The organism is Sphingomonas astragali (assembly GCF_051400615.1).
Lineage (GTDB): Bacteria > Pseudomonadota > Alphaproteobacteria > Sphingomonadales > Sphingomonadaceae > Sphingomonas.
The window spans coordinates 233,616-256,844 of the sequence record NZ_JBLFFH010000003.1 but is presented as its reverse complement, the minus strand read 5'-3'; the positions used below and the strand labels follow the sequence as shown (position 1 = coordinate 256,844).

Here is a 23,229-nt window from a genome sequence, read left to right as displayed (position 1 = left end):
CTGATCAATTTTCCCGGACCGCTAAGGGGACTCGCGAGAACGCGGCCCCATAGCGGCATGTTTGCGGTTACGCCAGCTTCGCCTTGACCTCGTCCGCAACATTCTGCGGCACTTCGTCATAGTGCGAGAACTGCATCGAGTAGTTCGCGCGTCCCTGGGTGAACGAACGGAGCTGGTTCACATAGCCGAACATGTTCGCGAGCGGCACCATCGCGGTCACCGCCTGCGCGTTGCCGCGCGTGTCGGTGCCCTGGATCTGGCCACGGCGCGAGTTCATGTCGCCGATGACGTCGCCGAGGTAGTCCTCCGGCGTCACCACCTCGACCTTCATGATCGGCTCGAGCAGCTTGATGCCCGACTTGGCCGCGGCCTCGCGCATCGCGCCGCGGGCGCAGATCTCGAACGCCAGCGCCGACGAGTCGACGTCGTGGTAGGCACCGTCGGTCAGGTGCACCTCGAAGTCGATGATCGGGAAGCCGATCAGGTGACCGGTCTCCGCCGTCTCGCGGAAGCCCTTCTCCACCGACGGGATGTATTCGCGCGGGATGTTGCCGCCCTTGATCTCGTCGAAGAACTGGAAGCCCGAGCCGCGCTCGCCCGGGATCACCGTCGCCTTGACGCGGCCGAACTGGCCCGAGCCGCCCGACTGCTTCTTGTGGGTGTAATCAATCTCGACCTTCTTAGCGAGATACTCGCGATAGGCGACCTGCGGCGCGCCGACGTTGGCCTCGACCTTGAACTCGCGCTTCATACGGTCGACCAGGATCTCGAGGTGGAGCTCGCCCATCCCCTTGATGATGGTCTGGCCGCTCTCATGATCGGTCGACACGCGGAACGACGGGTCCTCGGCGGCCAGGCGGTTGAGGGCGATGCCCATCTTCTCCTGGTCGGCCTTGGTCTTGGGCTCCACCGACAGCTCGATCACCGGCTCGGGGAACTCCATCCGCTCGAGGATGATCGGGTTGGCCGAATCGCACAGCGTGTCGCCGGTCGTGGTCTCCTTGAGACCGGCGATCGCGACGATATCGCCGGCGAACGCCTCGTCGATGTCCTCACGCGAGTTGGCGTGCATGAGGAGCATACGGCCGATCTTTTCCTTCTTGTCCTTCACCGAGTTGAGGACCTGGCCCTTCTCGAGCTTGCCCGAGTAGATGCGCGCGAAGGTGAGCGAGCCCACGAAGGGATCGTTCATGATCTTGAACGCCAGCGCCGAGAACGGCGCCTTGTCGTCGGCCGGGCGCGAATCCTCGGTCGTGCCGTCGAGCTTGAGGCCCTGCACCGGCGGGATGTCGAGCGGCGACGGCAGGAAGTCGACCACCGCGTCGAGCAGCGGCTGCACGCCCTTGTTCTTGAACGCCGAGCCACACAGCACCGGCACGAACGAGAAATTGAGCGTGCCCTTGCGGATCAGCTTCTTGATGGTGGCGACGTCGGGCTCCGCGCCCTCGAAGAACGCCTCCATCGCGGCGTCGTCCTGCTCGACGACGGTCTCGATCAGCTCGGCGCGCGCCGCGGCGGCGGCGTCCTTCAGGTCATCGGGGATGTCCTGATATTCGAACTTCGCGCCCAGGCTCTCCTCGAGCCAGATGATCGCACGGTTCTCGACCAGGTCGACCAGACCCTTGAAGCCGCCCTCGATGCCGATCGGCAGGTAGAGCACGAGCGGACGCGCGCCGAGACGATCCTTGATCATCTCCACGCAACGCTCGAAGTTCGCGCCGGTGCGGTCAAGCTTGTTGACGAAGCACATCCGCGGCACGTGGTACTTCTCGGCCTGGCGCCACACCGTCTCCGACTGCGGCTCCACGCCCGCGACGCCGTCGAAGCAGGCGACCGCGCCGTCGAGCACGCGCAGCGAGCGCTCGACCTCGATGGTGAAGTCGACGTGGCCCGGCGTGTCGATGATGTTGATGCGGTGATCGTTCCAGAAGCAGGTCGTCGCGGCCGACGTGATCGTGATCCCGCGCTCCTGCTCCTGCTCCATCCAGTCCATCGTCGCGGTGCCCTCATGGACCTCGCCGATCTTGTAGGACTTGCCGGTGTAGTAGAGGATGCGCTCGGTCGTCGTCGTCTTGCCGGCATCGATGTGCGCCATGATGCCGATGTTGCGATAGCGTTCGAGCGGATGGCTGCGGGCCATGACCAAGGTTCCTTAGCGATGTGGGGAGCCGGACGATCCGGGCTCCCCATATGTAGGTAAGAAAATTACCAACGCCACCCACCAGCTGGGGCCGGCGGCTGAAATTACCAACGATAATGCGAGAAGGCGCGGTTCGCCTCGGCCATGCGGTGCGTGTCCTCGCGCTTCTTCACGGCGTTGCCGCGGTTGTTCGAGGCGTCGAGCAACTCGCCCGACAGGCGCGCCGCCATGGTGTGCTCGCTGCGGTTGCGCGCCGCCGAGATCAGCCAGCGGATCGCGAGCGCCTGCGCACGCTCCGGACGGACTTCGACCGGCACCTGATAGGTCGCACCGCCGACGCGGCGGCTGCGGACCTCGATGCCCGGCTTGATGTTGTTGAGCGCATCATGGAACACGCCCAGCGGATCCTTCTTGGCGCGCGACTCGACGGTCTCGAGCGCACCGTAGACGATGTTTTCCGCGACGGATTTCTTGCCGTCGAGCATCACGCTGTTCATGAACTTCGAAAGCACCACATCCCCGAACTTGGGATCGGGCAGGATTTCCCGCTTCTCGGGACGACGACGACGAGCCATCTCAGATTTCCTTCTTGATCTTCAGCGAACCCCGGAACCCGTCCGGCGCTTACTCTGGCTTGATTACTTCGGACGCTTGGCGCCGTACTTCGAGCGCGACTGCCTGCGGTCCTTGACGCCCTGGGTGTCGAGCACGCCGCGCAGCACATGGTAGCGCACGCCGGGAAGGTCGCGCACGCGGCCGCCGCGGATCAGCACCACCGAGTGCTCCTGCAGGTTGTGGCCCTCGCCCGGAATGTAGCTGATGACCTCGCGCTGGTTGGTCAGGCGGACCTTGGCCACCTTGCGCAGCGCCGAGTTCGGCTTCTTCGGGGTCGTCGTATAGACGCGGGTGCAGACTCCCCGCTTTTGGGGATTCTGCTCCATCGCAGGGACCTTCGACTTGGCCTTCTGCGGGTCGCGGCCCTTGCGGACCAGCTGGTTGATCGTCGGCATGAAGCCCTTCACCTTATCTTGCCGGAATGGTCCGGCGGTTACTTTGTCGGTGCCGCAAACGGCAAAGGCCAGGGGAAGCCAAAGCAGCCCCCCGGGCCATCGTCCGACAACGTTCATTGCTTGCCCCGCGGATGAACGAAAGCGTGGCCGAAAGCCGGCCTTCCCCTCGCGGAACGGAGCGGGCCTATAGCGATGGTGGGGTAAGCGGTCAATGGGCGTGCGGGAGCCCTTCCGTCCATTCCGCGTCGCACCGCTCGTTTCATCGATTCCCGACTGCCGCCGAACGGCGCCGCCTGCTAGAAGGAGACTCGGCATCGATTGCCGAACCGGGGGTGAACCACATGTTCAATTCGTCGAACCGCGGCCGCGAGTCCGCGCCGTCTCCTTCGCAGCCTGCAAACGGGAACGGGAACGGCAAGCGTGCCGGCGCCGCCACCGGCCTGTTCTCCGTGATCGGCCCGGACGTGACGGTCACCGGCAACATCGTCGCGGCGGCCGACCTCCACGTCGACGGGCGAGTCGAAGGCGACGTGGTCTGCGGCGCGCTGACCCAGGGCACCGACAGCGCGATCCACGGCGGCGTCACCGCCGAGACCGCCCGCATCGGCGGCAGCATCGAAGGGTCGGTGCGCGTCCGCCAGCTCCTCGTCGAGCGCACCGCGCGAATCGCCGGCGACATCGAATATGAGACGATCACGATCGAGAGCGGCGGCCAGATCGACGGCGCGCTGCGCCGCGTGACCTCGCTCACACTGACCCCCGCCGTGCCGGCGCTGCTGCCGCGCAGCAGCGAGCCGGAGATCGAAGAGGCGCAGCTCGTCGCCTGACGAGACCGATCAGAGCGCTCTGGCGGCGGCGAGATTGGCGCGGACGGGCGGAGCGGCATAGCTCGCGAAGCTCTTGAGCTCCGGATCGCCGCCGCTCGCCAGGTAGCGCTCCTCGAGCAAGTTCTCGAGCCTGGTCAGCGCGACGACCATCTGCGCCTTGAACGCCGTGTCGAATGCCGGGCCGTTCGCCTTCTGCAGCGTCTCGATATTGTCGTTCTGCTCGTCGTCGAGCGACGCGTCGATCAGCAGGTCCGGGTGGGTGGCGGCCGCGAGCTTGAGCTTCATCGTCGACTGGGTACGGTCGAGCGTCAGCTTCTTGCCGAACGCCTTGATCCTGGCGCTCGCTCCCTTCTGCTCGGCGAGCGAGCCTGCGCCCGCGATATAGGCGTTGAGCGCCGCCACGCCGTCGACGAACGCCTGGTCGGGCGACTTGGACGGCTTGGGCTTGGGCGCGCCGAGATTGGCGATCGGGCTGTCGTTGGCGACTTCGGTCGCGTTCTCGGTTCCGGGCGTGCAGCCGGCGACGAGGGCGAGCACGGCAACGGCCGCGAGCGGTGATTTCATCGGCATTCTCCTTGGGTCACGCAATCAGCTTGGCCGAGCGGCGCGCGGGCTGCTAGTCGCAATCGGCAACCGAAGGAGTTCCCGATGTCTCTCCCCGCCCTTCCCTGGGATGGCGGCTGCCGCTGCGGAGCGGTCCGCTTCCGCGTGAGCGCGGCGCCGCTGTTCACCGCGGTCTGCCACTGCACCGGCTGCCAGCGGATGACGGCGAGCGCCTATTCGACCACGCTGGCCGTGCCGCAGGACGGCTTCGCGGTGGTCGAGGGGGAGACGGTGATCGGCGGCCTCCACGGCGACCGGCTGCACCACCGGCATTGCGACCGCTGCAAGAGCTGGCTGTTCACCAGTTTCGAGCCGGCGACGGGCTTCGTCAACGTCCGCGCAACCATGCTCGACGACCCGAGCTGGTTCACGCCCTTCATCGAAAACTATGCCAGTGAGGCGCTGCCCTGGGCGCGGGTGGATGCGCCGCACAGCTTCGAGAAGTTCCCGCCGATGGAGCAGTACCAGCCGTTGCTGGCGGAGTTTGCGCGGAGGATCGTCTAGCTCCCACCGTCACCCCGGCCTTGTGCCGGGGCCGACCGGGCGGCCAGCCGGACGCTTGACCCTCTTGCTGTAGCGCCTGCGGCACCGTGGACCCCGGCACAAGGCCGGGGTAACGGTTGCGCTTCGCGGCTCAAATATGCAGCACGCGTCCATAGGCCGCGAGGACGCTCTCGTGCATCATCTCGCTGAGCGTCGGATGCGGGAACACCGTCTCGATCAGCTCGGCCTCGGTGAGCTCGCCGGTCTTGCCGATGGTGTAGCCCTGGATCAGCTCCGTCACCTCGGCGCCGATCATGTGCGCGCCGAGCAGCTCGCCGGTCTTGGCGTCGAACACCGTCTTCACGAAACCTTCTGCCTCGCCGAGCGCGATCGCCTTGCCGTTGCCGATGAACGGGAACTGGCCGACCTTGACCTCATAGCCCGCTTCCCTGGCCTTGGCCTCCGTGAGGCCGACCGACGCGATCTGCGGGCGGCAATAGGTGCAGCCGGGGATGTTCTTCGGGTCCATCGCGTGCGGGTGCTTGCCGGCGATCGCCTCGGCGGCGATCACGCCTTCGTGGCTGGCCTTGTGCGCGAGCCACGGCGGCGCGGTCACGTCGCCGATCGCGTAAAGGCCGTCGACGTTGGTCCTGCACGCGCCGTCGGTGACGATGTGGCCGCGCTCGGTCTTCACGCCAAGCGCCTCCAGGCCGATATTCTCGGTGTTGGGGACGATGCCGATCGCGACGATGACGTGGCTGAACTCGCCCTCCGTCACCTTGCCGTCCTTGCCCTTGATCGACGCCTTCACGCCCTTGTCCGTCACGTCGAGCTTCTCGACGCCGGCGCCGGTCACGATCGTCATGCCTTGCTTCTTGAGCTGCTTCTCGAGGAAGGCGGAGACGTCGGCGTCCTCCACCGGGACCAGGCGGTCGAGCATCTCGACCACGGTCACGTCGGCGCCCAGGTCCTTGTAGAAGCTCGCGAACTCGATGCCGATCGCGCCGGAGCCGATCACGAGGAGCTTGGTCGGCATCTCGGCCGGCGTCATCGCGTGGCGATAGGTCCAGATGCGCTTGCCGTCGGCCTTGGCGAACGGCAGATCGCGGGCGCGCGCGCCGGTGGCGACGATGATGTTCTTCGCCGTGAGCTCGGTGGTCTTGCCGTCCTTGGTGACGGAGAGCTTGCCCTTCCCCGTCAGCTTGCCCTCGCCCATATGCACGTCGATCTTGTTCTTCTTCATCAGGTGCGTGACGCCCTGATTGAGCTGCTTGGCGACCCCGCGCGAGCGCTTCACCACCGCATCGAGGTCGGCGCTGATCTTGTCGGCGACCAGGCCGTAGTCCTTGGCGTGCTGCATATAATGGAAGATCTCGGCCGAGCGCAGCAGCGCCTTGGTCGGGATGCAGCCCCAGTTGAGGCAGATGCCGCCCAGCAGCTCGCGCTCGACGATCGCCGTCTTGAGCCCGAACTGCGCCGCGCGGATCGCCGCGACATAGCCGCCGGGGCCGGAGCCGAGGACGATGAGATCGTAGGTATCAGCCACTGGGGAGGTCCTTATTCTACAGTCTGCTCCCTCCCCCCTTGCGGGGGAGGGTCGAGGAGAGGGGACAGCGGCGGAGCCGGCTCGACGCCGGTTTCGACGCTTTCGAGCGCGGCGAGGATCGCCTCCGACACGCTCTCCGATCTGGCGAGCACGTCGTTGTTCCACAAGCGCAGGACGCGGAACCTTGTGAGCGCAGCCATGCGTCGCGGGTGCGGTCGTAGTCGTTGTCGATGTGCTGCGAACCGTCCGCTTCGACGATCAACCTAGCTTCGAAGCAGACGAAATCGGCGATGTAGGGATGCAGGCGCTGCTGCCTGCGGAATTTCCAGCCGGCCAGCCGCTTGTTTCTCAGCAAACGCCAGAGCGCGGCTTCGGCTGCTGTCGGGTTGCGGCGCATCTCGCGCGCTCTGGCGAGCGCGCGCCCCCTCCCTCCCACCGCTGCGCGGCGGGCCCCTCCCTCCCCCGCAAGGGGGGAGGGTTGAAGAGTGTCGCCGGTCACAGCGGCGGCACCTCGCGGGGGCGGCGCTCTTCGTCGATCGCGACGAAGGTGAAGTGCGCCTGCGTCACCTTGTGATGGTTGCGCTCGTGGCGGTGGCGGCGCCAGGCCTCGACGTCGATCGTCATCGAGGTGCGGCCGGTCTTCACCAGCCGGGCATAGACCGACACCTCGTCGCCGACGAACACGGGGTTGATGAACTCCATGCCGTCGAGCGCGATCGTGACGGCGCGGCCGCCGCAGTGCCGGCTCGCGACCGAGCCCGCGGCAGAGTCCATCTGGCTCAGGAGCCAGCCGCCGAAGATGTCGCCATAAGGATTGGCGTCGGCCGGCATCGCGACCACGCGGATCGTCGGCTCGACGGCGGGCAGGGAGCCCGCATCAGTTATCGTCATTGCGTTCTCCGCGATCGATCGACCAGGCGCGCCGCAGTGGTCCGATGCCCATCAGCACCACCGCAACGCCCGCGCACCAGCCGACCAGATAGATGGTGTCCCCCCCGAGCGGATAGGCCCAGACGCCGACCGCGGTGATCAGCGCGGTCGCCATCAGCCCCGCGGCGATGTGGAGCAGCTCGATGAGGGTGCGGACCGGCACCTGGCGCGATCTCAGGCGACGAACGCCAGCGGAGCCTCGACCAGCTCCTTGAACACCTTCATCAGCTCGGCCCCGTCGGCGCCGTCGATCGCGCGATGATCGAAGCTGCCGGTCGCCGACATGACGGTGGCGACGCCGAGCGCGTCGTCGACGATGTACGGCCGCTTCTCGCCGGCGCCGATCGCCATGATCATGCCCTGCGGCGGATTGATCACCGCCTCGAACTGCTTGATGCCGTACATGCCCATGTTGGAGAGGCTGGCGGTGCCGCCCTGATATTCCTCGGGCTTGAGCTTGCCCTCCTTGGCGCGGCCGGCGAGCTCCTTCATCTGCGTCGAGATCGAGGCGAGGCCGGCGTTGGCGGCGTCGCGGATGATCGGGGTGATCAGGCCCGATGGCGTAGACACCGCGACCGAGACGTCGGCGCGCTGGTACGAAACCAGCTCGGTGCCGAGGAAGGTGACGTTGCATTTCGGCACCTGGACCAGCGCGACGCCGAGCGCCTTGATCAGCAGGTCGTTGACCGACAGCTTCACGCCGCGCGGCTCGAGCGCCTTGTTGAGCTCGCTGCGCAGCTTCAGCAGCGCGTCAAGGCGGATGTCGAGCGTCAGATAGATGTGCGGGATCGTCTGCTTGGCCTCGGTCAGGCGGCGCGCGATCGTCTTGCGGACGTTGGAGAGCTTCTCGACCTCATGCGGGATGGTCTCGTCGTACCAGACCGGCTTGTGCTCGGCGGGCGCGGTGGCCGGCGCAGCAGCCGCGGCCGGCGCTTCGGCGGGCTTGGCGGCGGGAGCGGCGCCGGGCTTCGCACCCTCGACATCGGCCTTGACGATGCGGCCGTTGGGGCCGGAGCCGGCAATGGCGGCGAGGTCGATCCCCTTCTCCGCGGCGACGCGGCGCGCGAGCGGGCTCACCTTCATGCGGTCGCCCGCCGCGGCGGGAGCGGGCGCCGGCTTCGATTCGGCCGACGCGGGAGCCGGCTTCGGCGCCTCCTCGGCCTTGGGTTCGGGCGCCTTGGCTTCCTCCTTGGCCGGCGCAGGGCTGGACGAAGCCGAAGCGGCGGCCGAAGCATCCTCGCCCTCCTCGGCCAGGATCGCGATCACCGCGCCGACCTTCACCGCGTCGGTGCCCTCGGGAACGACGATCTTGGCGATCGTACCCTCGTCGACCGCCTCAAACTCCATCGTCGCCTTGTCGGTCTCGATCTCGGCCATGATGTCGCCGGACTTGACCGTGTCGCCTTCCTTGACGAGCCACTTGGCAAGCGTGCCCTCCTCCATGGTCGGGGACAAAGCGGGCATCTTGAGTTCGATCGCCATGAGTGACTCTTCTTTCTCCTGGGGGCGGGGCCTCCTTTGCGCCCGACCCGCTCCGGGTCAAGACTTGCGCGAACAAGCCGCCCGCGCCACCTAGTATTCGTTTCAGCAAGCTGAAACGGTTGCGGCACCGGCCCGCTCCCCCACCCGGCCACCCAACGGCAGTATCATATGGATGGCCGGGTGGGGGAGCGGGCCGGCGCCGCCTCAGGCAACTGAACGCCTGATAGGGGGGAGGAAGGATCATGCGCACCTATCTGGTGGTGGTCGACGACAGCCCGGAAGCCGAGGCCGCGCTGCGGTTCGCGGCGCGGCGCGCGGTCAAGACCGGAGGCAACGTGCTGATCCTGGCGCTGATCCCGCCGGCCGAGTTCGTGCAATGGGGCGGCGTCCAGGCGACGATCGAGGAGGAAGCGCGGCTCCATGCCGAGGCACTGGTCGCGGGCGCGGCGGGGACATTGCTCGACGAATCGGGGGTGGTGCCCTCGATCGTGGTCAAGCAGGGCGACGGCCCCAAGATCGTGCGCGAGATGATCGCCGACACGCCCGACATCGCCGCGCTGGTGCTGGGTGCCGCCGCGAGCGGGGCGCCGGGGCCGCTCGTCACCCATTTCGCGGGTGCAGACGCCGGCAAGCTGCCGGTGCCGGTGATGATCATCCCCGGCTCGCTGAGCCGCGAAGCGATCGACCGGGTGAGCTGAGGCCATGCGGATCGTCCTCATCGCCGCCGCGCTCCTTCCCTTCCCCGCCGCCGCCGCGCGCGAGGCGCCGAGCCCGGAGCGGCTCAAAGTCTCCGTCGAGAAGCTTGTGAGCTTCGGCACGCGCCACACCCTCTCGTCCCCCAACGATCCCAAACGCGGGATCGGCGCCGCGCGGCGCTGGGCGGCAGGCGAGTTCGAGCGGATCGGCAAGGCGTGCGATGGCTGCCTGCGCGTGGAGAATGTCGAGAAGGTCTTCACCGGCCCACGCGCGCCGAACGGGGTCAACATCGTCGATGTGCTCGGCGTGCAGCCGGGCAGCGAGCCGAGGCGCGTCGTCATCGTCCAAGGCCATATCGACAGCCGCGTCAGCGACGTGATGGACGCCACCAGCGACGCACCCGGCGCCAACGACGATGCCTCGGGCGTCGCGCTGGTGCTGGAGGCGGCGCGCATCCTCTCCAAGCAGAAGTTCCGCGCGACCATCATCTACGCCGCGCTTTCCGGCGAGGAGCAGGGGCTGTTCGGCGGGCAATTGCTCGCTGAGACGGCCAAGGCGCGCGGGTGGAAGGTCGATGCGGTGCTCAACAACGACATCGTCGGCAACACCGTCGGCCAGAACGGCCAGCGAGTCGCCGACCGGGTGCGCGTCTTCTCCGAAGGCATCAGGACGTCGGAGGACCTGCCCGCCCAGCGCGCACGGCGCGGCAACGGCGGCGAGGACGACGGCCCCAGCCGCGCCCTCGCCAAGGCGATCGACGGAGTCGCGGCGACACTGCCGGGCGGCCTCGACGTGTTCCTCGTCCGCCGGCCCGATCGCTTCGGGCGTGGCGGCGATCATGAGCCGTTCCTGAGACTCGGCTATCCGGCGGTGCGCTTCTCGGTGGGGATCGAGAATTACACCCAGCAGCACCAGGACCTGCGCACCGAGAACGGCATTGCGTACGGCGATACCGTCGACAGGATGGACTTCCCCTATCTGGCCAAGGTGACGGCGATCAACGTCGCGACGATCGCGCGGCTGGCGGGAGCCCCTTCGGCACCGGAGGAGGTGGTGATCGGCGGCGCGCTGTCGAGCGATACCGATGTCCGGTGGAAGCCGGTCGCAGGGGCGACGCGCTACCGCGTCCATATCCGCCGCAACGATGCGCAGGACTGGCAGCGTACCGTCGAGGTCGCCGGCGGCGAGACGGGAACCAAGCTCAAGGATGTGATCGTCGACGACGTGTTCGTCGGCGTGTCGGCGGTGGCGGAGGACGGCGCCGAGAGCCTGGTGATGTTCGCCGGGCGCGCTGCCCCCTGAGCGCGCCCGGCGGTGGGGCTGGGCCGGAAAGGAGAAAACGGCCCGCCCTCTAACGGATCAACGTCGCACGTACTTGCACTTGCACGCGGCCCTGCGCACGACCTTGCGGTAGGTCCGCACCGGCGCGGCCTCGTAGACATATTCGGTGGTGGTCGTGGTGGTCGTCACCGCCGGGATCACCGTCACCGTGGTGACGCTGCCATAGGGGCCGGGCACCACCGTCGTATAGGGCTGCGTGCCGCCGGCATAGACGTGATGCCCGCCATGATAGGGCGCCGGCTGCACCACCTCCGCCGGCGGTGCGTACACCACCGGCGGAGGCGGATACGCCCACGCCCCCCCGGGATAGCCTGGCTCAGGATAAGGAGCGCCATAAGGCGGTGGCGGCGGGACGTCGCGGCGCCGGCGGTCGTCCTCGGCCTTGTCGATCAGGCCACCCGCGAGCGCGCCGACTCCGGCGCCGAGCAGCGTGCCGCCGAGCTTGTCGCCACGGCCTGCGATCACATTGCCGGCGACGCCGCCGACCACGCCGCCGATCACCGCACCGCCGACGCCATCGTCGCGACGCTCGGGAGGCGGCGGATAGGGTGCGCCGGGCTCGGCATAACCCTCGTCATAGGCATAGCCGTCGTCGGGATAGGCAGGGTCGCCGTCGTAACGATCCCAGTCGATCCCGCTGACGCTGTCCTGGACGCGGCCGTAGCCGTCGACGAGCACGGCATCGTCGTAATAGCGCACCCAGTTGTAGCCATGAGGCGGCGCGCCGAGGCCGTAGGTCGCGAAGTCGGTGACGTAGAAGGTCGGCGCGAACCAGTAGCGCGGCAGCACCCAGCCGCGCACCGGCCGGCGATAGGCGCCCCAGCCGCCGGGCGCATAGACGCCGGCATACCAGCGCCCGTTGACGCGGCCGCCCCAGCGGTGGTGCCCCGGCGTCGGGCGAGGACGGTTCCAGTTACCGCCATGCCAGCCCTGCGGCCGCGCGGGCATCGGCGTCGTCCGGGGCGGACCGCTCCACTGGCCGCGCGGCGCGCGCTGCGCCTCGGCGGGCGCGGCGGCGGCGATGGCGGCGATCGCGGCGGCCGTGATCCAATAGGCTCGCATCGACAAGCGTCTCCCCTGCTGGCGCCGGCCTCCCCACCCGGCAGCCACGGTTAATCCCTGGCCCGAGTGTAAGCCATCGCCCCCGCACGGGCGACGGCGATGGATGGTTAACGACTGTCCCGTTTAGGGTCAGATCATCCGAGGTGCGAGCAGGCGCACCAGCGCCTCGCAGCCGGCCGCGTCGCCGGCATCGAATCGAGCGGGCGACGGACTGTCCAGATCCAGGACACCCAGCAACTCGCCCTGATGGACGATCGGCACCACCAGCTCGGATCGGCTGGCGGCATCGCAGGCGATGTGGCCGGGAAAGGCGTGGACGTCCTCCACCAGCTGCGTCTCGCGCGTCGCGGCGGCGGTGCCGCACACGCCCTTGCCAAGGGGAATGCGGATGCAGGCAGGCTTGCCCTGAAACGGTCCCAGCACCAGCTCGCCGTCGACCGCGCGGTAGAAGCCGGCCCAGTTGAGGTCGGGCAGATACTGCCAGATCAGCGCGGCGGCATTGGCCATGTTGGCGATCGCATCCGGCTCGTCGGCGGTGAGCGCGTCGAGCGCGGCCTCGAGGTCGTGGTAGAGCTCGATCTTGCTGCCGGCGACGATGGCGAAGTCGTACATTGCCTATTCTTCCCGTCGCCCCGGCCTTGTGCCGGGGTCCACCGATCCACAGGCGTGAAGCATGAGATCGAGCGCAGCATGTGCGGCGCCGTGGATGCCGGCACAAGGCCGGCATGACGAATAATCTACCCCTCTCCCATTGGGAGAGGGAGAGGCCCACTCGGCGAGGCCGAGCGGGAGGGTGAAGGTGACCAACGCCAGCCGTAGTCACCCTCACCCTCCCGCAGCTTCGCTGCTCCGCCCCTCTCCCGCCGGGAGAGGGACAGTAGGGCTAATCCACCCGTACTTTTCCCCGTCCTGCCTTCACCGCGCTGCGGCCCTTCTTCTCGTCGACCCGGCGAGCCTTCGCGGCCTTGCTGGGCTTGGTCTTCACTCGTTTCGCCTGACGGACATGCGCCTGCGCGATCAACTCGGCGAGGCGGGCGCGGGCGTCCTCGCGGTTGGCGTCCTGGGTGCGGAAGCGGCGCGCGGTGATGACGAGTTCGCCGCCTGCGGTCATTCGCGTGCCGGCGAGCTGCTTCAGGCGCTGATAGGCATGGGGCGGCAGGCCGAGGCGGAACACGTCGACGCGCAGCTGCACCGCGGTCGCGACCTTGTTGACGTTCTGCCCGCCGGGGCCGGAGGCGGCGAGGAACTTCTCCTCCACGATCGCGGCGGCGATGCGGTCGTCAGGCACCATCGGCGAAGCCCTCGAACCGCGCCGGCAGCGACGCCTCGGCGTGGACGTCGGGCTTGCCCGGCCGCGGCAGGCGCAGCTCGGCGGCGTGAAGCAGCAGATATGGCCCGCCGCGGCCGTAGACGCGGTCGCCGACGATCGGCAACCCCAGCCCCTCGGCAGCATGGACGCGGAGCTGGTGGGTGCGGCCGGTCTCGGGCAGGAACTCGACCAGTGCGCGGCCGTCACGGACGGCGACGGTGCGCCAGCGGGTGATGGCTTTCTTGCCGTTCGGGCTGCCCGTCATCCGCCATCCCGCCTCAGGCGTGCTGATCTTGGCGAGCGGCAGGTCGATCACCCCCTCTCCGTCTTCCGGCACGTCTTCCAGCACCGCGAGATAGCGCTTCGTCACCTGCCCCGCCTCGAATGCCTGGCCGAAACGCTTCACCGCGCCCGGATTGCGGGCGAGCAGCAGGCAGCCGGAGGTGTCGCGGTCGAGCCGATGCACCGCGACCGGCAGGCGGCGGAAGCCGAAGGTCAGCTCGTCCGCCATCGATTCGACGCTGGGCGAGCGATCGCGCGGACGATCGACCGGCAGGCCCGCAGGCTTGTCGAGCACGATCGCCTCGCCGTCGAGGAAGAGGATGCGGTCCGCGAGCATCGGACCGCTATACATAGCCCCTCCCGCGAGCGGGAGGGGTTCGGGTTTTTGCCCTCTCCCCTTGATAGGGGAGAGGGCGAGTATGGCTGGATTACGCGGTCAGCTTGGCCGCGACCTCGGCGATGCGCCGGCCCTGGTAGCGGGCGCCGTCGAGGTCCTTGGCGCTCGGCTGGCGGCTGCCGTCACTGCCGGCAATGGTGGTGGCGCCATAGGGCGCGCCACCGACGATCTCGCTCAGGTCCATCTGCCCGGCATGGCCATAGTCGAGGCCGACGATGGTGAGGCCGAAGTGCAGCAGGTTGGTGATGATGCTGAACAGCGTCGTCTCCTGCCCGCCATGCTGGGTCGCGGTCGAGGTGAAGGCGCCGGCGACCTTGCCGTGCAGCGCGCCGGTCGCCCACAGGCCGCCGGCGGTGTCCCAGAATGCCGCCATCTGGCTCGCCATGCGGCCGAAGCGGGTCGGCGCGCCGACGATGATCGCGTCATAATTCTTGAGCACGTCGGGCCCCTCGATCACCGGGTGCGGGCTGTCGGTCTTGAAATGCGCCGCCTCGACCACCGCCTGCGGCGCCGTCTCCGGCACGCGCTTGATGTCGACCTCGGCGCCGGCGCCGCGCGCGCCCTCGGCGACCGCTTCGGCCATCTGCTCGATGTGGCCGTAGGAGGAATAATAGAGGACCAGGACCTTGGGCATGTGACGTGCTTCCTTGGAAGAAGGCCGTCGTGCCGGCACCGGCCGGCACGACGGCGTTGCGGATTATTCGGCGTCGACCAGGACGATCTCGGCGTCCTCGATCGCGGTGATGGTGACGGTCTGGCCGCCCGACAGCGCCGCGCCGTCGCGGGCCTCGAAGCGGATGCCGTCGATCTCGATCGCGCCCGTCGCGGGGACGAGATAGGCATGACGCCCCTCGCCGACGCTGTGGGTCACGCTCTCGCCGGCCTTGAGCGTCGCGCCGAGCACGCGGGCGTCGGCTCGGATCGGCAGCGCGCCCTCGTCCTCGGCGAAGCCCGAGGCGAGCGTCACGAACCGGCCGGAGCGATCGCCCTTGGGGAAAGGCTTGGCACCCCAGGAAGGCTGGCCGCCCGCCCGCTTCGGTTCGATCCAGATCTGGAACAGCGTCGTCGTCTCGCCTTCCAGATTGTACTCGGCATGGCGCACGCCTGTGCCCGCGCTCATCACCTGGACGTCGCCTGCGCCGGTGCGGCCCTGATTGCCCATCGAATCCTGATGGGTGATCGCGCCCTTCCGGACATAGGTGACGATCTCCATGTCCCGGTGCGGATGCGGCGGGAAGCCCGAGTTCGGAGCGATCTCGTCGTCGTTCCATACGCGGATCGCGCCCCAGCTCTCGCGCTTGGGGTCGTAATAATTGGCGAAGCTGAAGTGATGGCGGGCGTTGAGCCAACCGTGATCGGCATGGCCCAGGCTCTCGAACGGGCGCCGTTCGATCTTGGCCGCGGTGGTGGTGGTCATCGCTAATCTCCCTTGGTTGCCGGCAAGATAGGCGAGGCCCGGATCGCGTAAATGGAAACGTTGGAAACGGATTGTTTCTGCGCTAGCCTCTCCGGATGCGCCTTCCCGATTTCGAAGCCTGGGCGGTCTTCGCCTGCGTGGTCGAGCACCGCTCGTTCAGCGCCGCCGCGGAGGCGATCGGTGTCAGCAAGGCGACCGTCTCCAAGGCAGTGGCGCGGCTGGAGGCGTCGCTCGGCACGACATTGTTCCACCGCACCTCGCGCCGGCTGTCGCTGACCGAGAGCGGCAGGGCGCTCGCCGAACGTGCCCAGCGCATCCTCGCCGAGGCGCAGGCGGCCGAGGAGGCGGCGCACGACGCCGCCACCGCGCCAGCCGGGCTGATCCGGGTGGCGGCGCCGCTGGCGTTCGGCGTCCGCTACGTGGCCAAGGCAGTCGCCGACTTCCTCGCGGCCTATCCGGCGGTGGAGATCGATCTCCGCCTGTCCGACGCCAAGGTCGACATCGTCGCGGAGGGCTTCGACATCGCGCTCCGCATCGCCGACCTGCCCGACAGCTCGCTGCGCGCCCGCCGGCTGGCGCCGATCGCGGGGCGGACGGTAGTGGCGCCCTCCTATCTCGAGAAGCACGGCACGCCACGTCATCCGGCCGAGCTCGGCGAGCATCGCTGCCTGCGCTACGCCAATCTCGCCCAGCCGAACCTCTGGCACTTCCGCAAGGCCGACGGCGAGGAGGCGGCGGTGCGCCCGCACGGCCCCCTCCTCACCGACAGCGGCGACGCGATGCTGCCGACCCTGCGCGCCGGGCTCGGCATCGCGCGGCTGCCGGACTTCATCGTCGACGAGGACCTCGCGCGCGGGACGTTGGTCGAGATCCTGCCGGACTGGGCGACGATGGGCATCGCGCTCCACCTGCTGACGCCGCCGAGCGCGCTCCGCCCGGCCCGCGTCGAGGCGCTGATCGAGCATTTCGCGACGGTGTTCAGGACGCTCTGCGCTGCACCGCTCAGCACCGCGCGACTCGCAGGTTAACTCCGGTTAGGCAGAAATTAACCTTTTGCCTTCAGACACGCTTAGGTTAATGCTTCGCCTCAATGCGCAGCGGCCGAGGGGGGCCGTTGTCGTCCGGGCAAGGGGACCAACGGATGCGCGTGCTGCTGATCGAAGATGAGCCGACGACCGCGAAAGCGATCGAGCTCATGCTCAACACCGAAGGCTTCAACGTCTACACGACCGACCTGGGCGAGGAAGGCCTCGATCTCGGCAAGCTCTACGACTACGACATCATCCTGCTCGACCTCAACCTGCCGGACATGCACGGCTATGACGTGCTCAAGAAGCTGCGCGTCGCCCGGGTGCAGACGCCGGTGCTGATCCTGTCGGGCGTCAGCGAGATGGACAGCAAGGTGCGCTCGTTCGGTTTCGGCGCCGACGACTATGTCACCAAGCCGTTCCACCGCGAGGAGCTGATCGCGCGCATCCACGCCGTGGTACGCCGCTCGAAGGGTCATTCGCAGTCGGTGATCCGCACCGGCAAGCTGGCGGTGAACCTGGACGCCAAGACCGTCGAGGTCGACGGCGCCCGCGTGCACCTGACCGGCAAGGAATATGCGATGCTGGAGCTGCTCTCGCTCCGCAAGGGCACCACGCTCACCAAGGAGATGTTCCTCAACCATCTCTACGGCGGGATGGACGAGCCCGAGCTCAAGATCATCGACGTGTTCATCTGCAAGCTGCGCAAGAAGCTCAGCATGGCGACCGACGGCGAGAACTATATCGAAACCGTCTGGGGCCGCGGCTATGTGCTGCGCGATCCGGAGGATCAGGTGGTGCAGATGCCGGAAACGCAGGTCGCCTGACCGAATTCCGCCACGGAAGCTTCAAGGGCCGCCGCTTCTTCACCGAAGCGGTGGCCCTTTCCCGTTCGCGTCCCAGCAAGGCTCCCGAAATCGTGCGGGTCCGTGGCTCGCGCTATTGCGAGCGCTCGGTCTCCGCCGCCCACTTCGCGAGCGTCTCGAGCGGAAGCGAAACGTCGAAGGCGACGCCGGCATACTCCTCGTCACGCCAGCGGACGGTGCCGGTGAGCGGCGGCAGTCCGACGACGCGGAACACCAGCTTCTGGCCCTGCTCGGTAGCGGGAAGCGCGCGGAACTTGAGGCCGCCTTGCGAGATGTCGCACACCTGCACCGGATAGACCCGCACGCCGCTGCGCATCATCGCCGGCAGGCCGACGCCGAGGCGCGGCGCGCGCGGCTCGAACTGGCCGGCGACGTCGTCCTCCCCGGCGAGGAAGCGCACGATCTCCAGCTTCTCGTCGAACTCGACGCCGGCGACCTCCCCGCGCGTCCAGCGGACGATGCCGCTGAGCTTGCGGCCCGACTTGAACTCGATGACTACTTCCTCGCCGACGCGCGCCGGCGAGTAGAAATGGGCCATGACGCCGCCCGAGGAGATGTTGCGGATGACGCACAGCTCGTCGCCATGGATGCGCACCACCTTCGCCACGCGCAGCACGGTGACGTGCCGACGATCGCCGCGGCGCTCCAGCGCCGGCGCGCCTTGGCCGTCGGCGGGACCGCCGCCGGGCGCGCTGTTCCTCAGGTTCTCGAACACGGCCGATCCATGTGGCGACCGCGCCCCCGGGTCCACCATTGGCACCGGTTCGGACACAGCTGCCGCGCCAGAATTGTCAGCGCCAAAGGTTAACGAAAAGTAAATTTTCGCCGATCGCCTCCGGATGCGGAGTCATTTGCGTTCCCACACTTTCTCGCCGCCGACCCAGGTCTCGAGCACCTTGATCGCGCGGAGCTCGGCGGGGCTGGCGAGCGTCGGATCGCGGTCGACGATGATGAAGTCGGCGCGCATCTTCGGCGCGAGCGTGCCGAAGCGATCCCCGGCGAAGCCGGCATAGGCGGCGTCCGAGGTGAACGCCTTCCACGCGGCCTCGCGGCTCAGCTTCTCCTCCGGACGCCAGCCGCCCGCCGGCTCGCCCCTGGCATCCTCCCGCGTGATCGCGACGGCCCAGCCGACGAAGGGATTGGGGCTTTCGACCGGATAGTCCGACCCGAAGGCGAGCCGGGCGCCGGTCCTCAGCATCGATGCCCAGGCGTAGGATCCGCCGAGCCGCTGCGGGCCCAGCCGCGCCTCGGCCATCCGCCAGTCGCTCGCCTCGTGCACCGGCTGCATCGAGGCGATGGTGCCGTGTTTGCCGAACTTGGGGAGGTCGAGCGGATCGACGATCTGGGCGTGCTCGATGCGCCAGCGGCGGTCGCCCTTGTAGGTTTCGGACAGCTCCTCGATCGCGTCGAGGACCTGCTGGTTGGCGCGGTCGCCGATCGCGTGGACCGCGATCTGGAAGCCGTCCATCGCACCGCGGCTCATCATGTTGAGGAGCTGGTCGTCCTTGAGGAAGTTGAGGCCACTATTGCCCGGCGCGTCGGCATAGGGTGCCTTGAGCCACGCCCCGCGCGAGCCGAGCGCGCCGTCGGCAAGCAGCTTGATCCCGCCCATGCGGAGCCTGTCGCCATAGAGCCACAGCGTCGGGCCGGTGCCGCCGACCTTGAGCGCCGTCTCAACCCCCATGCCGTAGGACATGATGCGGATGCGCAGGTATCCGGCGTCGCCCATGCGGCGATAGACCAGCCAGTCGTCGAGACTGGTGCCCATGTCGGCGGTGGCGGTGACGCCGACGCTCAGCAGCGCCTCCTGCGCCTTCAGGAACGCCATGTTGCGGTCGAGCGGGGTCGGCGGCGGCAGCCTGGCCTCGATCAGCGCCTTGGCGGCGTCGACGAACACGCCCGAGGGCTGGCCGTTCGGCAGCCGCTCGATCCGGCCGCCGGGCGGATCGGGGGTCTTGGCGGTGATGCCCGCCTCGCGCATCGCCGCGCTGTTCGCCCAGCCGGCATGGCCGTCGGCGCGCTCGAGATAGACGGGCTTTTCGGGAACGGCAGCGTCGAGATCGGCTGCGGTGGGGAAGCGGCCGAGCCCCCACACCTCCTGGTTCCAGCCGCCGCCGACGATCCAGGCGCGGGTTGAGTTGGCGGCGGCATAGGCGCGGATGCGCTGCTGCGCGTCGGCGAGCGAGGTCGCGCTGAACAGGTCGAGCTCCATCGCGCGCTTGCCGAGGTCCATCACATGGCCGTGCGCGTCGATCATGCCGGGGATGGCGACGCGGCCCTTCATGTCAGCGCGCCAGTCGAGCTTCTCCGGCCGCTTGTCGAACTTCTGGAGGAGGCGCACGACCTTGCCGTCCGGCGACATCAGGATGCCGGTAAAGCGGACCTGGTGCCCGTCCTTGTCGAGCGCGACGCCGTCGACATTGTCGACCAGCGCATCGGCCTGGGCCGGCGCAGCGCCGAGGAGAAAGAGAGCGGCGAAGAAGGACGCGCTCCATTTGCGCGATCCCTTGGAATGGACGAAGCGGCTGGAGACCTGCATGGCTCCGCCATATGGCGAAGCCGGCGATTTGGCGAGAGAGCGATGCGAGCAAATCATTCGACGATCCTGATCCTGGCCGGATTGGCGCTGACGGCGTGCGGCGGGAACCAATCTTCCGGCGGCAACGGCGCCGATGTGGCGGACGGCGCGAACGTCGTCGCGGCGACCGGCTCGAACCTGACGGCGGCGGCTCCCGCACCGGCGCCCTCGCCCGCCCCGGCCGCGAACGAGACGAAGCTCGGGACCAAGGACTACGGCTTCACCTACAGCTACCCCGCCGCGGCGGCGGCAATCGCACCGCTCCGCGCGTGGCTCGACAAGGATCGCGAGGACCTGCGCGCGGCCCTGATGAAGGACACTGCCGACGCCCGCCGCGAGGCGCTGAAGGGAGATTTCGAGTATCGTCCCTATGATTCGAGCACCGTCTGGAAGGTCGTGACCGAAACGCCGCGGCTGCTGAGCCTCTCCGCCGAAATCTACGAATATACCGGCGGCGCGCACGGCAATCCGGGCTTCCGTTCGCTGGTGTGGGACAAGACGGTGGGGCGGCGGCTCGACCCGACTGAGTTGTTCTCCTCGAAGGCCGCGATCCAGACGGCGATCGGTGCCGCCTTCTGCAAGCGGATCGACGTCGAGCGCGCGGCCCGGCGCGGCGAGCCGGTGGTCCGCTCGAACGACGATCCGTTCAGCGAGTGCCCCAAGGTCGAGGAGGCGACGCTGATCCTGGGGTCGTCGAATCGCCAGGCGATCGACCGGGTCGGGCTGCTGGTCGGCCCCTATGTCGCGGGCCCCTATGCGGAGGGATCATACGACGTGACGCTGCCGGTCACGCCGGCGCTGCTGCGCGCGGTGAAGCCGGAGTATCGCGGCGCCTTTGCGGTGCGGTAATGAGTAAAACAATGCTCCTGCGAAGGCACGAACTCAGGCCGCGAGCGATGCGCGGGCGGTCTCCGCTCCTGCCTTCGCAGGAGCATTGTTTTGAAGGAAAAGGCTACCGCGGAATCCGCCGCACCAGCGCGCTGGTGTCCTGGCGGCCGCCGCCCATCCGCTGCACCTCGGCGTAGAATTGGTCGACCAGCGCCGCGACCGGCAGCAGCGCGCCGTTTCCCCGCGCCTCCTGCAGCGCCAGTCCCAGGTCCTTGCGCATCCAGTCGATCGCGAAGCCGAAGTCGAACTTGTCCTCGCCCATCGTCTTCCAGCGGTTGACCATCTGCCAGCTCTGCGCCGCGCCGCCGGAGACCGCCTCGAACACCTTGTCGAGGTCGAGCCCGGCCGCCTGGGCGAAGCGGAGCGCCTCGCTGAGCCCCGCCAGCACGCCGGCGATCGCGATCTGGTTGACCATCTTGGTGGTCTGCCCCGCGCCAGCGCCGCCGACGTGGACGATGCGCGAGGCATAGGCGTCGAGGATCGGCCGCGCCGCCGCCATCGCCTCGTCCAAGCCGCCGCACATGATCGAAAGCGTGCCGTTCTCCGCCCCTGCCTGCCCGCCGGAAACGGGCGCGTCGACGACGAGCAGCCCCCGCGCAGCCCCTTCCTCGGCGAGGCGCCGCGCGATGATCGCCGAGACAGTGGTGTGATCGACGAACAGCGCGCCCGGCGCCATCGCCGCGAAGGCGCCGTCGCGGCCGAGCGTCACCTCCTCGAGGTCTGCGTCGCGCCCGACGCAGCTCAGCACCACCTGCTTGCCCCTGGCCGCCTCCGTCGGAGTCGCGGCAAGCGCGCCGCCATGCTCGGCGACCCAGGCTTCCGCCCTGGCGCGCGTGCGGTTGTAGACGGTGACGCTGTGCCCTGCGGCGGCGAGGTGGCGGGCCATCGGCGCGCCCATCACGCCTAGCCCGAGATATGCGATATCGGCCATGGCCGCCGCATAAGCGGCATTCCCCCGCGGCGCCAGATGGTCTAGGCGGCTGCGATGGCTACTCGTCCCGTCCGCACCGCCGAACCGCTTCCCGTCACCATCGAGGATGTCCGGACGGCTGCGATGCGGATCGGGGGCGCGGTGGTGCGCACGCCGACGCTGCACAGCAAGACGCTGAGCGACCTCACCGGCGCGACCGTCTATTTGAAGTTCGAGAACCTCCAGTTCACCGCCGCCTACAAGGAGCGCGGCGCGCTCAACACATTGCTCCAGCTCGATGCCGAGGCGCGGGCGAAGGGCGTGATCGCCGCTTCGGCCGGCAACCATGCCCAGGGTCTCGCCTATCATGGCGCCCGCCTCGGCGTGCCGGTGACGATCGTCATGCCCAAGCCGACGCCGACGGTGAAGGTGATGCAGACGCAGAGCCACGGCGCGACGGTGATCCTGGAGGGCGAGAGCTTCGACGACGCCTATGCCCACGCCCGCAAGCTCGAGGCGGAGCGCGGCTATACCTTCGTCCATCCCTTCGACGATCCGCGCATCATCGCGGGGCAAGGCACCGTCGCACTCGAGATGCTCGAGGATGCGCCCGAAATCGACACGCTGATCGTGCCGATCGGGGGCGGCGGGCTGATCTCGGGCATGGCGGTGGCAGCGCGCGCGGCGCCGCGCGAGGTCCAGATGATCGGCGTCGAGGCCGAGCTCTATCCCTCGATGTACAACCGCCTCCATGGCACCAACATGGCGTGCGGCGGCGACACGCTGGCCGAGGGCATCGCGGTCAAGGAACCAGGCACGATCACCTCGCAGTTCGTCGAGGCACTGGTCGATGACGTGCTGCTGGTCAATGAGCGGCGGCTGGAGGAGGCGGTGAGCCTGCTGCTCCAGATCGAGAAGACCGTGGTCGAGGGTGCCGGCGCCGCGGGGCTCGCCGCGCTGCTCGCGTTCGGGGGCCGCTTCCGCGGGCGCACCGTCGGCATCGTGCTGTGCGGCGGCAACATCGACACGCGCCTGCTCGCCAACGTGCTGCTGCGCGACCTCGCCCGTTCGGGGCGGCTCGCGCGGCTGCGCATCCGGCTGCAGGACCGGCCGGGCGCGCTCTACCACGTCGCGCGCATCTTCGATCAGGAAGGCGTCAACATCATCGAGGTCTATCACCAGCGCGTCTTCACCTCGCTGCCGGCCAAGGGGCTGATCACCGACATCGAGTGCGAGACGCGCGATCGCGCGCACCTCGACCGGCTGATCGCGTCGCTGCGCCAGGCGCATTACGAGGTGAGCCTGGTCGAGCTTGCCTGAGTCCAGCCGTCATCCCGGCGAAAGCCGGATCTCCATCGGTTAGGCGAACGGTTCGCGGCACGAGATCCGGGCTTTCGCGGGGATGCGGTCAGGAACATGAGTCGAGCCGAATCA

General features: G+C 68.4%; 26 protein-coding genes and 1 pseudogene. 8 read left to right on the top strand and 19 right to left on the bottom strand.

Going from position 1 to position 23,229, the window contains the following annotated elements:
* Positions 1–67 precede the first annotated feature (67 nt).
* The 3 genes from fusA to rpsL form a co-directional block, all read right to left on the bottom strand.
* Positions 68–2,140, bottom strand: a complete 2,073-nt coding sequence (gene fusA / locus ACMGER_RS15750; protein ID WP_436813113.1) for an elongation factor G — start codon at positions 2,138–2,140, stop codon at positions 68–70.
* Positions 2,141–2,244: 104 nt separating this feature from the next.
* The gene (rpsG, locus tag ACMGER_RS15745; protein ID WP_436813112.1) at positions 2,245–2,715 is read right to left on the bottom strand and encodes a 30S ribosomal protein S7; all 471 of its coding nucleotides are present in this window, start codon (positions 2,713–2,715) and stop codon (positions 2,245–2,247) included.
* 63 nt (positions 2,716–2,778) lie between these two features.
* Positions 2,779–3,150: a 30S ribosomal protein S12 gene (rpsL, locus tag ACMGER_RS15740; RefSeq protein WP_019516007.1), complete on the bottom strand. Its 372-nt coding sequence runs from the start codon at positions 3,148–3,150 to the stop codon at positions 2,779–2,781.
* A gap of 341 nt (positions 3,151–3,491) precedes the next feature.
* Between rpsL and ACMGER_RS15735 the strand changes: the two genes are divergently transcribed.
* Entirely contained in the window at positions 3,492–3,977 is a 486-nt protein-coding gene (locus ACMGER_RS15735; protein WP_436813111.1) for a bactofilin family protein, read from the top strand.
* A gap of 9 nt (positions 3,978–3,986) precedes the next feature.
* Here ACMGER_RS15735 and ACMGER_RS15730 read toward each other — a convergent pair whose 3' ends face one another.
* Positions 3,987–4,541, bottom strand: a complete 555-nt coding sequence (locus tag ACMGER_RS15730; RefSeq protein ID WP_436813110.1) for a DUF4142 domain-containing protein — start codon at positions 4,539–4,541, stop codon at positions 3,987–3,989.
* 84 nt (positions 4,542–4,625) lie between these two features.
* Between ACMGER_RS15730 and ACMGER_RS15725 the strand changes: the two genes are divergently transcribed.
* On the top strand, positions 4,626–5,084 hold the full coding sequence (locus tag ACMGER_RS15725) for a GFA family protein (protein WP_436813109.1): 459 nt from the start codon (positions 4,626–4,628) through the stop codon (positions 5,082–5,084).
* A 130-nt stretch (positions 5,085–5,214) separates the two neighbouring features.
* Here ACMGER_RS15725 and lpdA read toward each other — a convergent pair whose 3' ends face one another.
* The 6 genes and pseudogenes from lpdA to ACMGER_RS15695 all read right to left on the bottom strand — a co-directional run bounded on the left by lpdA (position 5,215) and on the right by ACMGER_RS15695 (position 9,021).
* Positions 5,215–6,609: a dihydrolipoyl dehydrogenase gene (gene lpdA, locus ACMGER_RS15720; protein WP_436813108.1), complete on the bottom strand. Its 1,395-nt coding sequence runs from the start codon at positions 6,607–6,609 to the stop codon at positions 5,215–5,217.
* Between the two features lie 11 nt (positions 6,610–6,620).
* Positions 6,621–6,809 carry a PDDEXK family nuclease gene (locus ACMGER_RS15715; protein WP_436813571.1) on the bottom strand — a complete coding sequence of 63 codons (189 nt, stop codon included), beginning with the start codon at positions 6,807–6,809 and terminating at the stop codon, positions 6,621–6,623.
* A gap of 41 nt (positions 6,810–6,850) precedes the next feature.
* Positions 6,851–7,006 (bottom strand): annotated as a pseudogene (locus ACMGER_RS15710) (endonuclease domain-containing protein); the annotation flags it as partial.
* A gap of 98 nt (positions 7,007–7,104) precedes the next feature.
* The gene (locus ACMGER_RS15705) at positions 7,105–7,500 is read right to left on the bottom strand and encodes an acyl-CoA thioesterase (protein ID WP_436813107.1); all 396 of its coding nucleotides are present in this window, start codon (positions 7,498–7,500) and stop codon (positions 7,105–7,107) included.
* Positions 7,487–7,702: a hypothetical protein gene (locus tag ACMGER_RS15700; protein ID WP_436813106.1), complete on the bottom strand. Its 216-nt coding sequence runs from the start codon at positions 7,700–7,702 to the stop codon at positions 7,487–7,489. Before ACMGER_RS15700 ends, ACMGER_RS15705 begins: the two co-directional genes overlap by 14 nt.
* A gap of 11 nt (positions 7,703–7,713) precedes the next feature.
* Complete coding sequence (locus tag ACMGER_RS15695; RefSeq protein WP_436813105.1) at positions 7,714–9,021, bottom strand: pyruvate dehydrogenase complex dihydrolipoamide acetyltransferase; 1,308 nt, start codon at positions 9,019–9,021, stop codon at positions 7,714–7,716.
* Between the two features lie 242 nt (positions 9,022–9,263).
* Between ACMGER_RS15695 and ACMGER_RS15690 the strand changes: the two genes are divergently transcribed.
* On the top strand, positions 9,264–9,719 hold the full coding sequence (locus ACMGER_RS15690) for a universal stress protein (protein ID WP_436813104.1): 456 nt from the start codon (positions 9,264–9,266) through the stop codon (positions 9,717–9,719).
* A 4-nt stretch (positions 9,720–9,723) separates the two neighbouring features.
* Positions 9,724–11,019, top strand: coding sequence for a M20/M25/M40 family metallo-hydrolase (locus tag ACMGER_RS15685; protein WP_436813103.1), 1,296 nt, complete (start codon positions 9,724–9,726; stop codon positions 11,017–11,019).
* A gap of 57 nt (positions 11,020–11,076) precedes the next feature.
* Here the strand turns inward: ACMGER_RS15685 and ACMGER_RS15680 are convergent, their stop codons facing one another.
* The 6 genes from ACMGER_RS15680 to ACMGER_RS15655 all read right to left on the bottom strand — a co-directional run bounded on the left by ACMGER_RS15680 (position 11,077) and on the right by ACMGER_RS15655 (position 15,525).
* On the bottom strand, positions 11,077–12,120 hold the full coding sequence (locus ACMGER_RS15680; RefSeq protein ID WP_436813102.1) for an RcnB family protein: 1,044 nt from the start codon (positions 12,118–12,120) through the stop codon (positions 11,077–11,079).
* A 129-nt stretch (positions 12,121–12,249) separates the two neighbouring features.
* On the bottom strand, positions 12,250–12,732 hold the full coding sequence (locus tag ACMGER_RS15675) for a GAF domain-containing protein (RefSeq protein ID WP_436813101.1): 483 nt from the start codon (positions 12,730–12,732) through the stop codon (positions 12,250–12,252).
* Positions 12,733–13,003: 271 nt separating this feature from the next.
* Complete coding sequence (gene arfB / locus ACMGER_RS15670) at positions 13,004–13,411, bottom strand: alternative ribosome rescue aminoacyl-tRNA hydrolase ArfB (RefSeq protein ID WP_436813100.1); 408 nt, start codon at positions 13,409–13,411, stop codon at positions 13,004–13,006.
* Positions 13,401–14,048 carry an RluA family pseudouridine synthase gene (locus ACMGER_RS15665; protein ID WP_436813555.1) on the bottom strand — a complete coding sequence of 216 codons (648 nt, stop codon included), beginning with the start codon at positions 14,046–14,048 and terminating at the stop codon, positions 13,401–13,403. The genes arfB and ACMGER_RS15665 overlap by 11 nt, the downstream gene beginning before the upstream one ends.
* Before the next feature lie 91 nt (positions 14,049–14,139).
* Entirely contained in the window at positions 14,140–14,742 is a 603-nt protein-coding gene (wrbA, locus tag ACMGER_RS15660) for an NAD(P)H:quinone oxidoreductase (protein ID WP_436813099.1), read from the bottom strand.
* A 63-nt stretch (positions 14,743–14,805) separates the two neighbouring features.
* The gene (locus tag ACMGER_RS15655; RefSeq protein WP_436813098.1) at positions 14,806–15,525 is read right to left on the bottom strand and encodes a pirin family protein; all 720 of its coding nucleotides are present in this window, start codon (positions 15,523–15,525) and stop codon (positions 14,806–14,808) included.
* Positions 15,526–15,620: 95 nt separating this feature from the next.
* On the opposite strand from ACMGER_RS15655, the gene ACMGER_RS15650 reads away from it, so the two are divergent.
* Both ACMGER_RS15650 and ctrA read left to right on the top strand, forming a co-directional pair.
* Entirely contained in the window at positions 15,621–16,553 is a 933-nt protein-coding gene (locus tag ACMGER_RS15650; protein ID WP_436813097.1) for a LysR family transcriptional regulator, read from the top strand.
* A 113-nt stretch (positions 16,554–16,666) separates the two neighbouring features.
* Positions 16,667–17,380 carry a response regulator transcription factor CtrA gene (gene ctrA / locus ACMGER_RS15645; protein ID WP_436813096.1) on the top strand — a complete coding sequence of 238 codons (714 nt, stop codon included), beginning with the start codon at positions 16,667–16,669 and terminating at the stop codon, positions 17,378–17,380.
* Positions 17,381–17,492: 112 nt separating this feature from the next.
* Here the strand turns inward: ctrA and ACMGER_RS15640 are convergent, their stop codons facing one another.
* Together ACMGER_RS15640 and ACMGER_RS15635 are read right to left on the bottom strand one after the other, a co-directional pair.
* Positions 17,493–18,134, bottom strand: a complete 642-nt coding sequence (locus ACMGER_RS15640; RefSeq protein ID WP_436813095.1) for a PilZ domain-containing protein — start codon at positions 18,132–18,134, stop codon at positions 17,493–17,495.
* Between the two features lie 132 nt (positions 18,135–18,266).
* Positions 18,267–19,958 (bottom strand): amidohydrolase, encoded by a 1,692-nt coding sequence (locus ACMGER_RS15635; protein ID WP_436813094.1) that lies wholly within the window; start codon positions 19,956–19,958, stop codon positions 18,267–18,269.
* Positions 19,959–20,000: 42 nt separating this feature from the next.
* Between ACMGER_RS15635 and ACMGER_RS15630 the strand changes: the two genes are divergently transcribed.
* Positions 20,001–20,846 carry a DUF4163 domain-containing protein gene (locus ACMGER_RS15630; RefSeq protein WP_436813093.1) on the top strand — a complete coding sequence of 282 codons (846 nt, stop codon included), beginning with the start codon at positions 20,001–20,003 and terminating at the stop codon, positions 20,844–20,846.
* Positions 20,847–20,949: 103 nt separating this feature from the next.
* Here the strand turns inward: ACMGER_RS15630 and ACMGER_RS15625 are convergent, their stop codons facing one another.
* Positions 20,950–21,816 (bottom strand): NAD(P)-dependent oxidoreductase, encoded by an 867-nt coding sequence (locus tag ACMGER_RS15625; protein ID WP_436813092.1) that lies wholly within the window; start codon positions 21,814–21,816, stop codon positions 20,950–20,952.
* 54 nt (positions 21,817–21,870) lie between these two features.
* Here ACMGER_RS15625 and ACMGER_RS15620 point away from each other — a divergent pair, with 54 nt between their 5' ends.
* On the top strand, positions 21,871–23,115 hold the full coding sequence (locus tag ACMGER_RS15620; RefSeq protein ID WP_436813091.1) for a threonine ammonia-lyase: 1,245 nt from the start codon (positions 21,871–21,873) through the stop codon (positions 23,113–23,115).
* Positions 23,116–23,229: the final 114 nt, after the last annotated feature.

Bases quoted from the DNA above. Each gene is read 5' to 3' on its own strand.
- ACMGER_RS15725 (WP_436813109.1), top strand. From the start codon at position 4,626: ATGTCTCTCCCCGCCCTTCCCTGGGATGGCGGCTGCCGCTGCGGAGCG.
- ACMGER_RS15680 (WP_436813102.1), bottom strand. From the start codon at position 12,120: ATGCGAGCCTATTGGATCACGGCCGCCGCGATCGCCGCCATCGCCGCC.
- ACMGER_RS15690 (WP_436813104.1), top strand. From the start codon at position 9,264: ATGCGCACCTATCTGGTGGTGGTCGACGACAGCCCGGAAGCCGAGGCC.
- wrbA (WP_436813099.1), bottom strand. From the start codon at position 14,742: ATGCCCAAGGTCCTGGTCCTCTATTATTCCTCCTACGGCCACATCGAG.
- ACMGER_RS15635 (WP_436813094.1), bottom strand. From the start codon at position 19,958: ATGCAGGTCTCCAGCCGCTTCGTCCATTCCAAGGGATCGCGCAAATGG.
- ACMGER_RS15655 (WP_436813098.1), bottom strand. From the start codon at position 15,525: ATGACCACCACCACCGCGGCCAAGATCGAACGGCGCCCGTTCGAGAGC.
- ACMGER_RS15730 (WP_436813110.1), bottom strand. From the start codon at position 4,541: ATGAAATCACCGCTCGCGGCCGTTGCCGTGCTCGCCCTCGTCGCCGGC.
- ACMGER_RS15695 (WP_436813105.1), bottom strand. From the start codon at position 9,021: ATGGCGATCGAACTCAAGATGCCCGCTTTGTCCCCGACCATGGAGGAG.
- ACMGER_RS15625 (WP_436813092.1), bottom strand. From the start codon at position 21,816: ATGGCCGATATCGCATATCTCGGGCTAGGCGTGATGGGCGCGCCGATG.
- rpsL (WP_019516007.1), bottom strand. From the start codon at position 3,150: ATGCCGACGATCAACCAGCTGGTCCGCAAGGGCCGCGACCCGCAGAAG.
- ctrA (WP_436813096.1), top strand. From the start codon at position 16,667: ATGCGCGTGCTGCTGATCGAAGATGAGCCGACGACCGCGAAAGCGATC.
- ACMGER_RS15630 (WP_436813093.1), top strand. From the start codon at position 20,001: ATGCGAGCAAATCATTCGACGATCCTGATCCTGGCCGGATTGGCGCTG.
- ACMGER_RS15650 (WP_436813097.1), top strand. From the start codon at position 15,621: ATGCGCCTTCCCGATTTCGAAGCCTGGGCGGTCTTCGCCTGCGTGGTC.
- rpsG (WP_436813112.1), bottom strand. From the start codon at position 2,715: ATGGCTCGTCGTCGTCGTCCCGAGAAGCGGGAAATCCTGCCCGATCCC.
- ACMGER_RS15685 (WP_436813103.1), top strand. From the start codon at position 9,724: ATGCGGATCGTCCTCATCGCCGCCGCGCTCCTTCCCTTCCCCGCCGCC.
- fusA (WP_436813113.1), bottom strand. From the start codon at position 2,140: ATGGCCCGCAGCCATCCGCTCGAACGCTATCGCAACATCGGCATCATG.
- ACMGER_RS15665 (WP_436813555.1), bottom strand. From the start codon at position 14,048: ATGCTCGCGGACCGCATCCTCTTCCTCGACGGCGAGGCGATCGTGCTC.
- ACMGER_RS15620 (WP_436813091.1), top strand. From the start codon at position 21,871: ATGGCTACTCGTCCCGTCCGCACCGCCGAACCGCTTCCCGTCACCATC.
- ACMGER_RS15715 (WP_436813571.1), bottom strand. From the start codon at position 6,809: ATGGCTGCGCTCACAAGGTTCCGCGTCCTGCGCTTGTGGAACAACGAC.
- ACMGER_RS15705 (WP_436813107.1), bottom strand. From the start codon at position 7,500: ATGACGATAACTGATGCGGGCTCCCTGCCCGCCGTCGAGCCGACGATC.
- ACMGER_RS15675 (WP_436813101.1), bottom strand. From the start codon at position 12,732: ATGTACGACTTCGCCATCGTCGCCGGCAGCAAGATCGAGCTCTACCAC.
- ACMGER_RS15735 (WP_436813111.1), top strand. From the start codon at position 3,492: ATGTTCAATTCGTCGAACCGCGGCCGCGAGTCCGCGCCGTCTCCTTCG.
- arfB (WP_436813100.1), bottom strand. From the start codon at position 13,411: ATGGTGCCTGACGACCGCATCGCCGCCGCGATCGTGGAGGAGAAGTTC.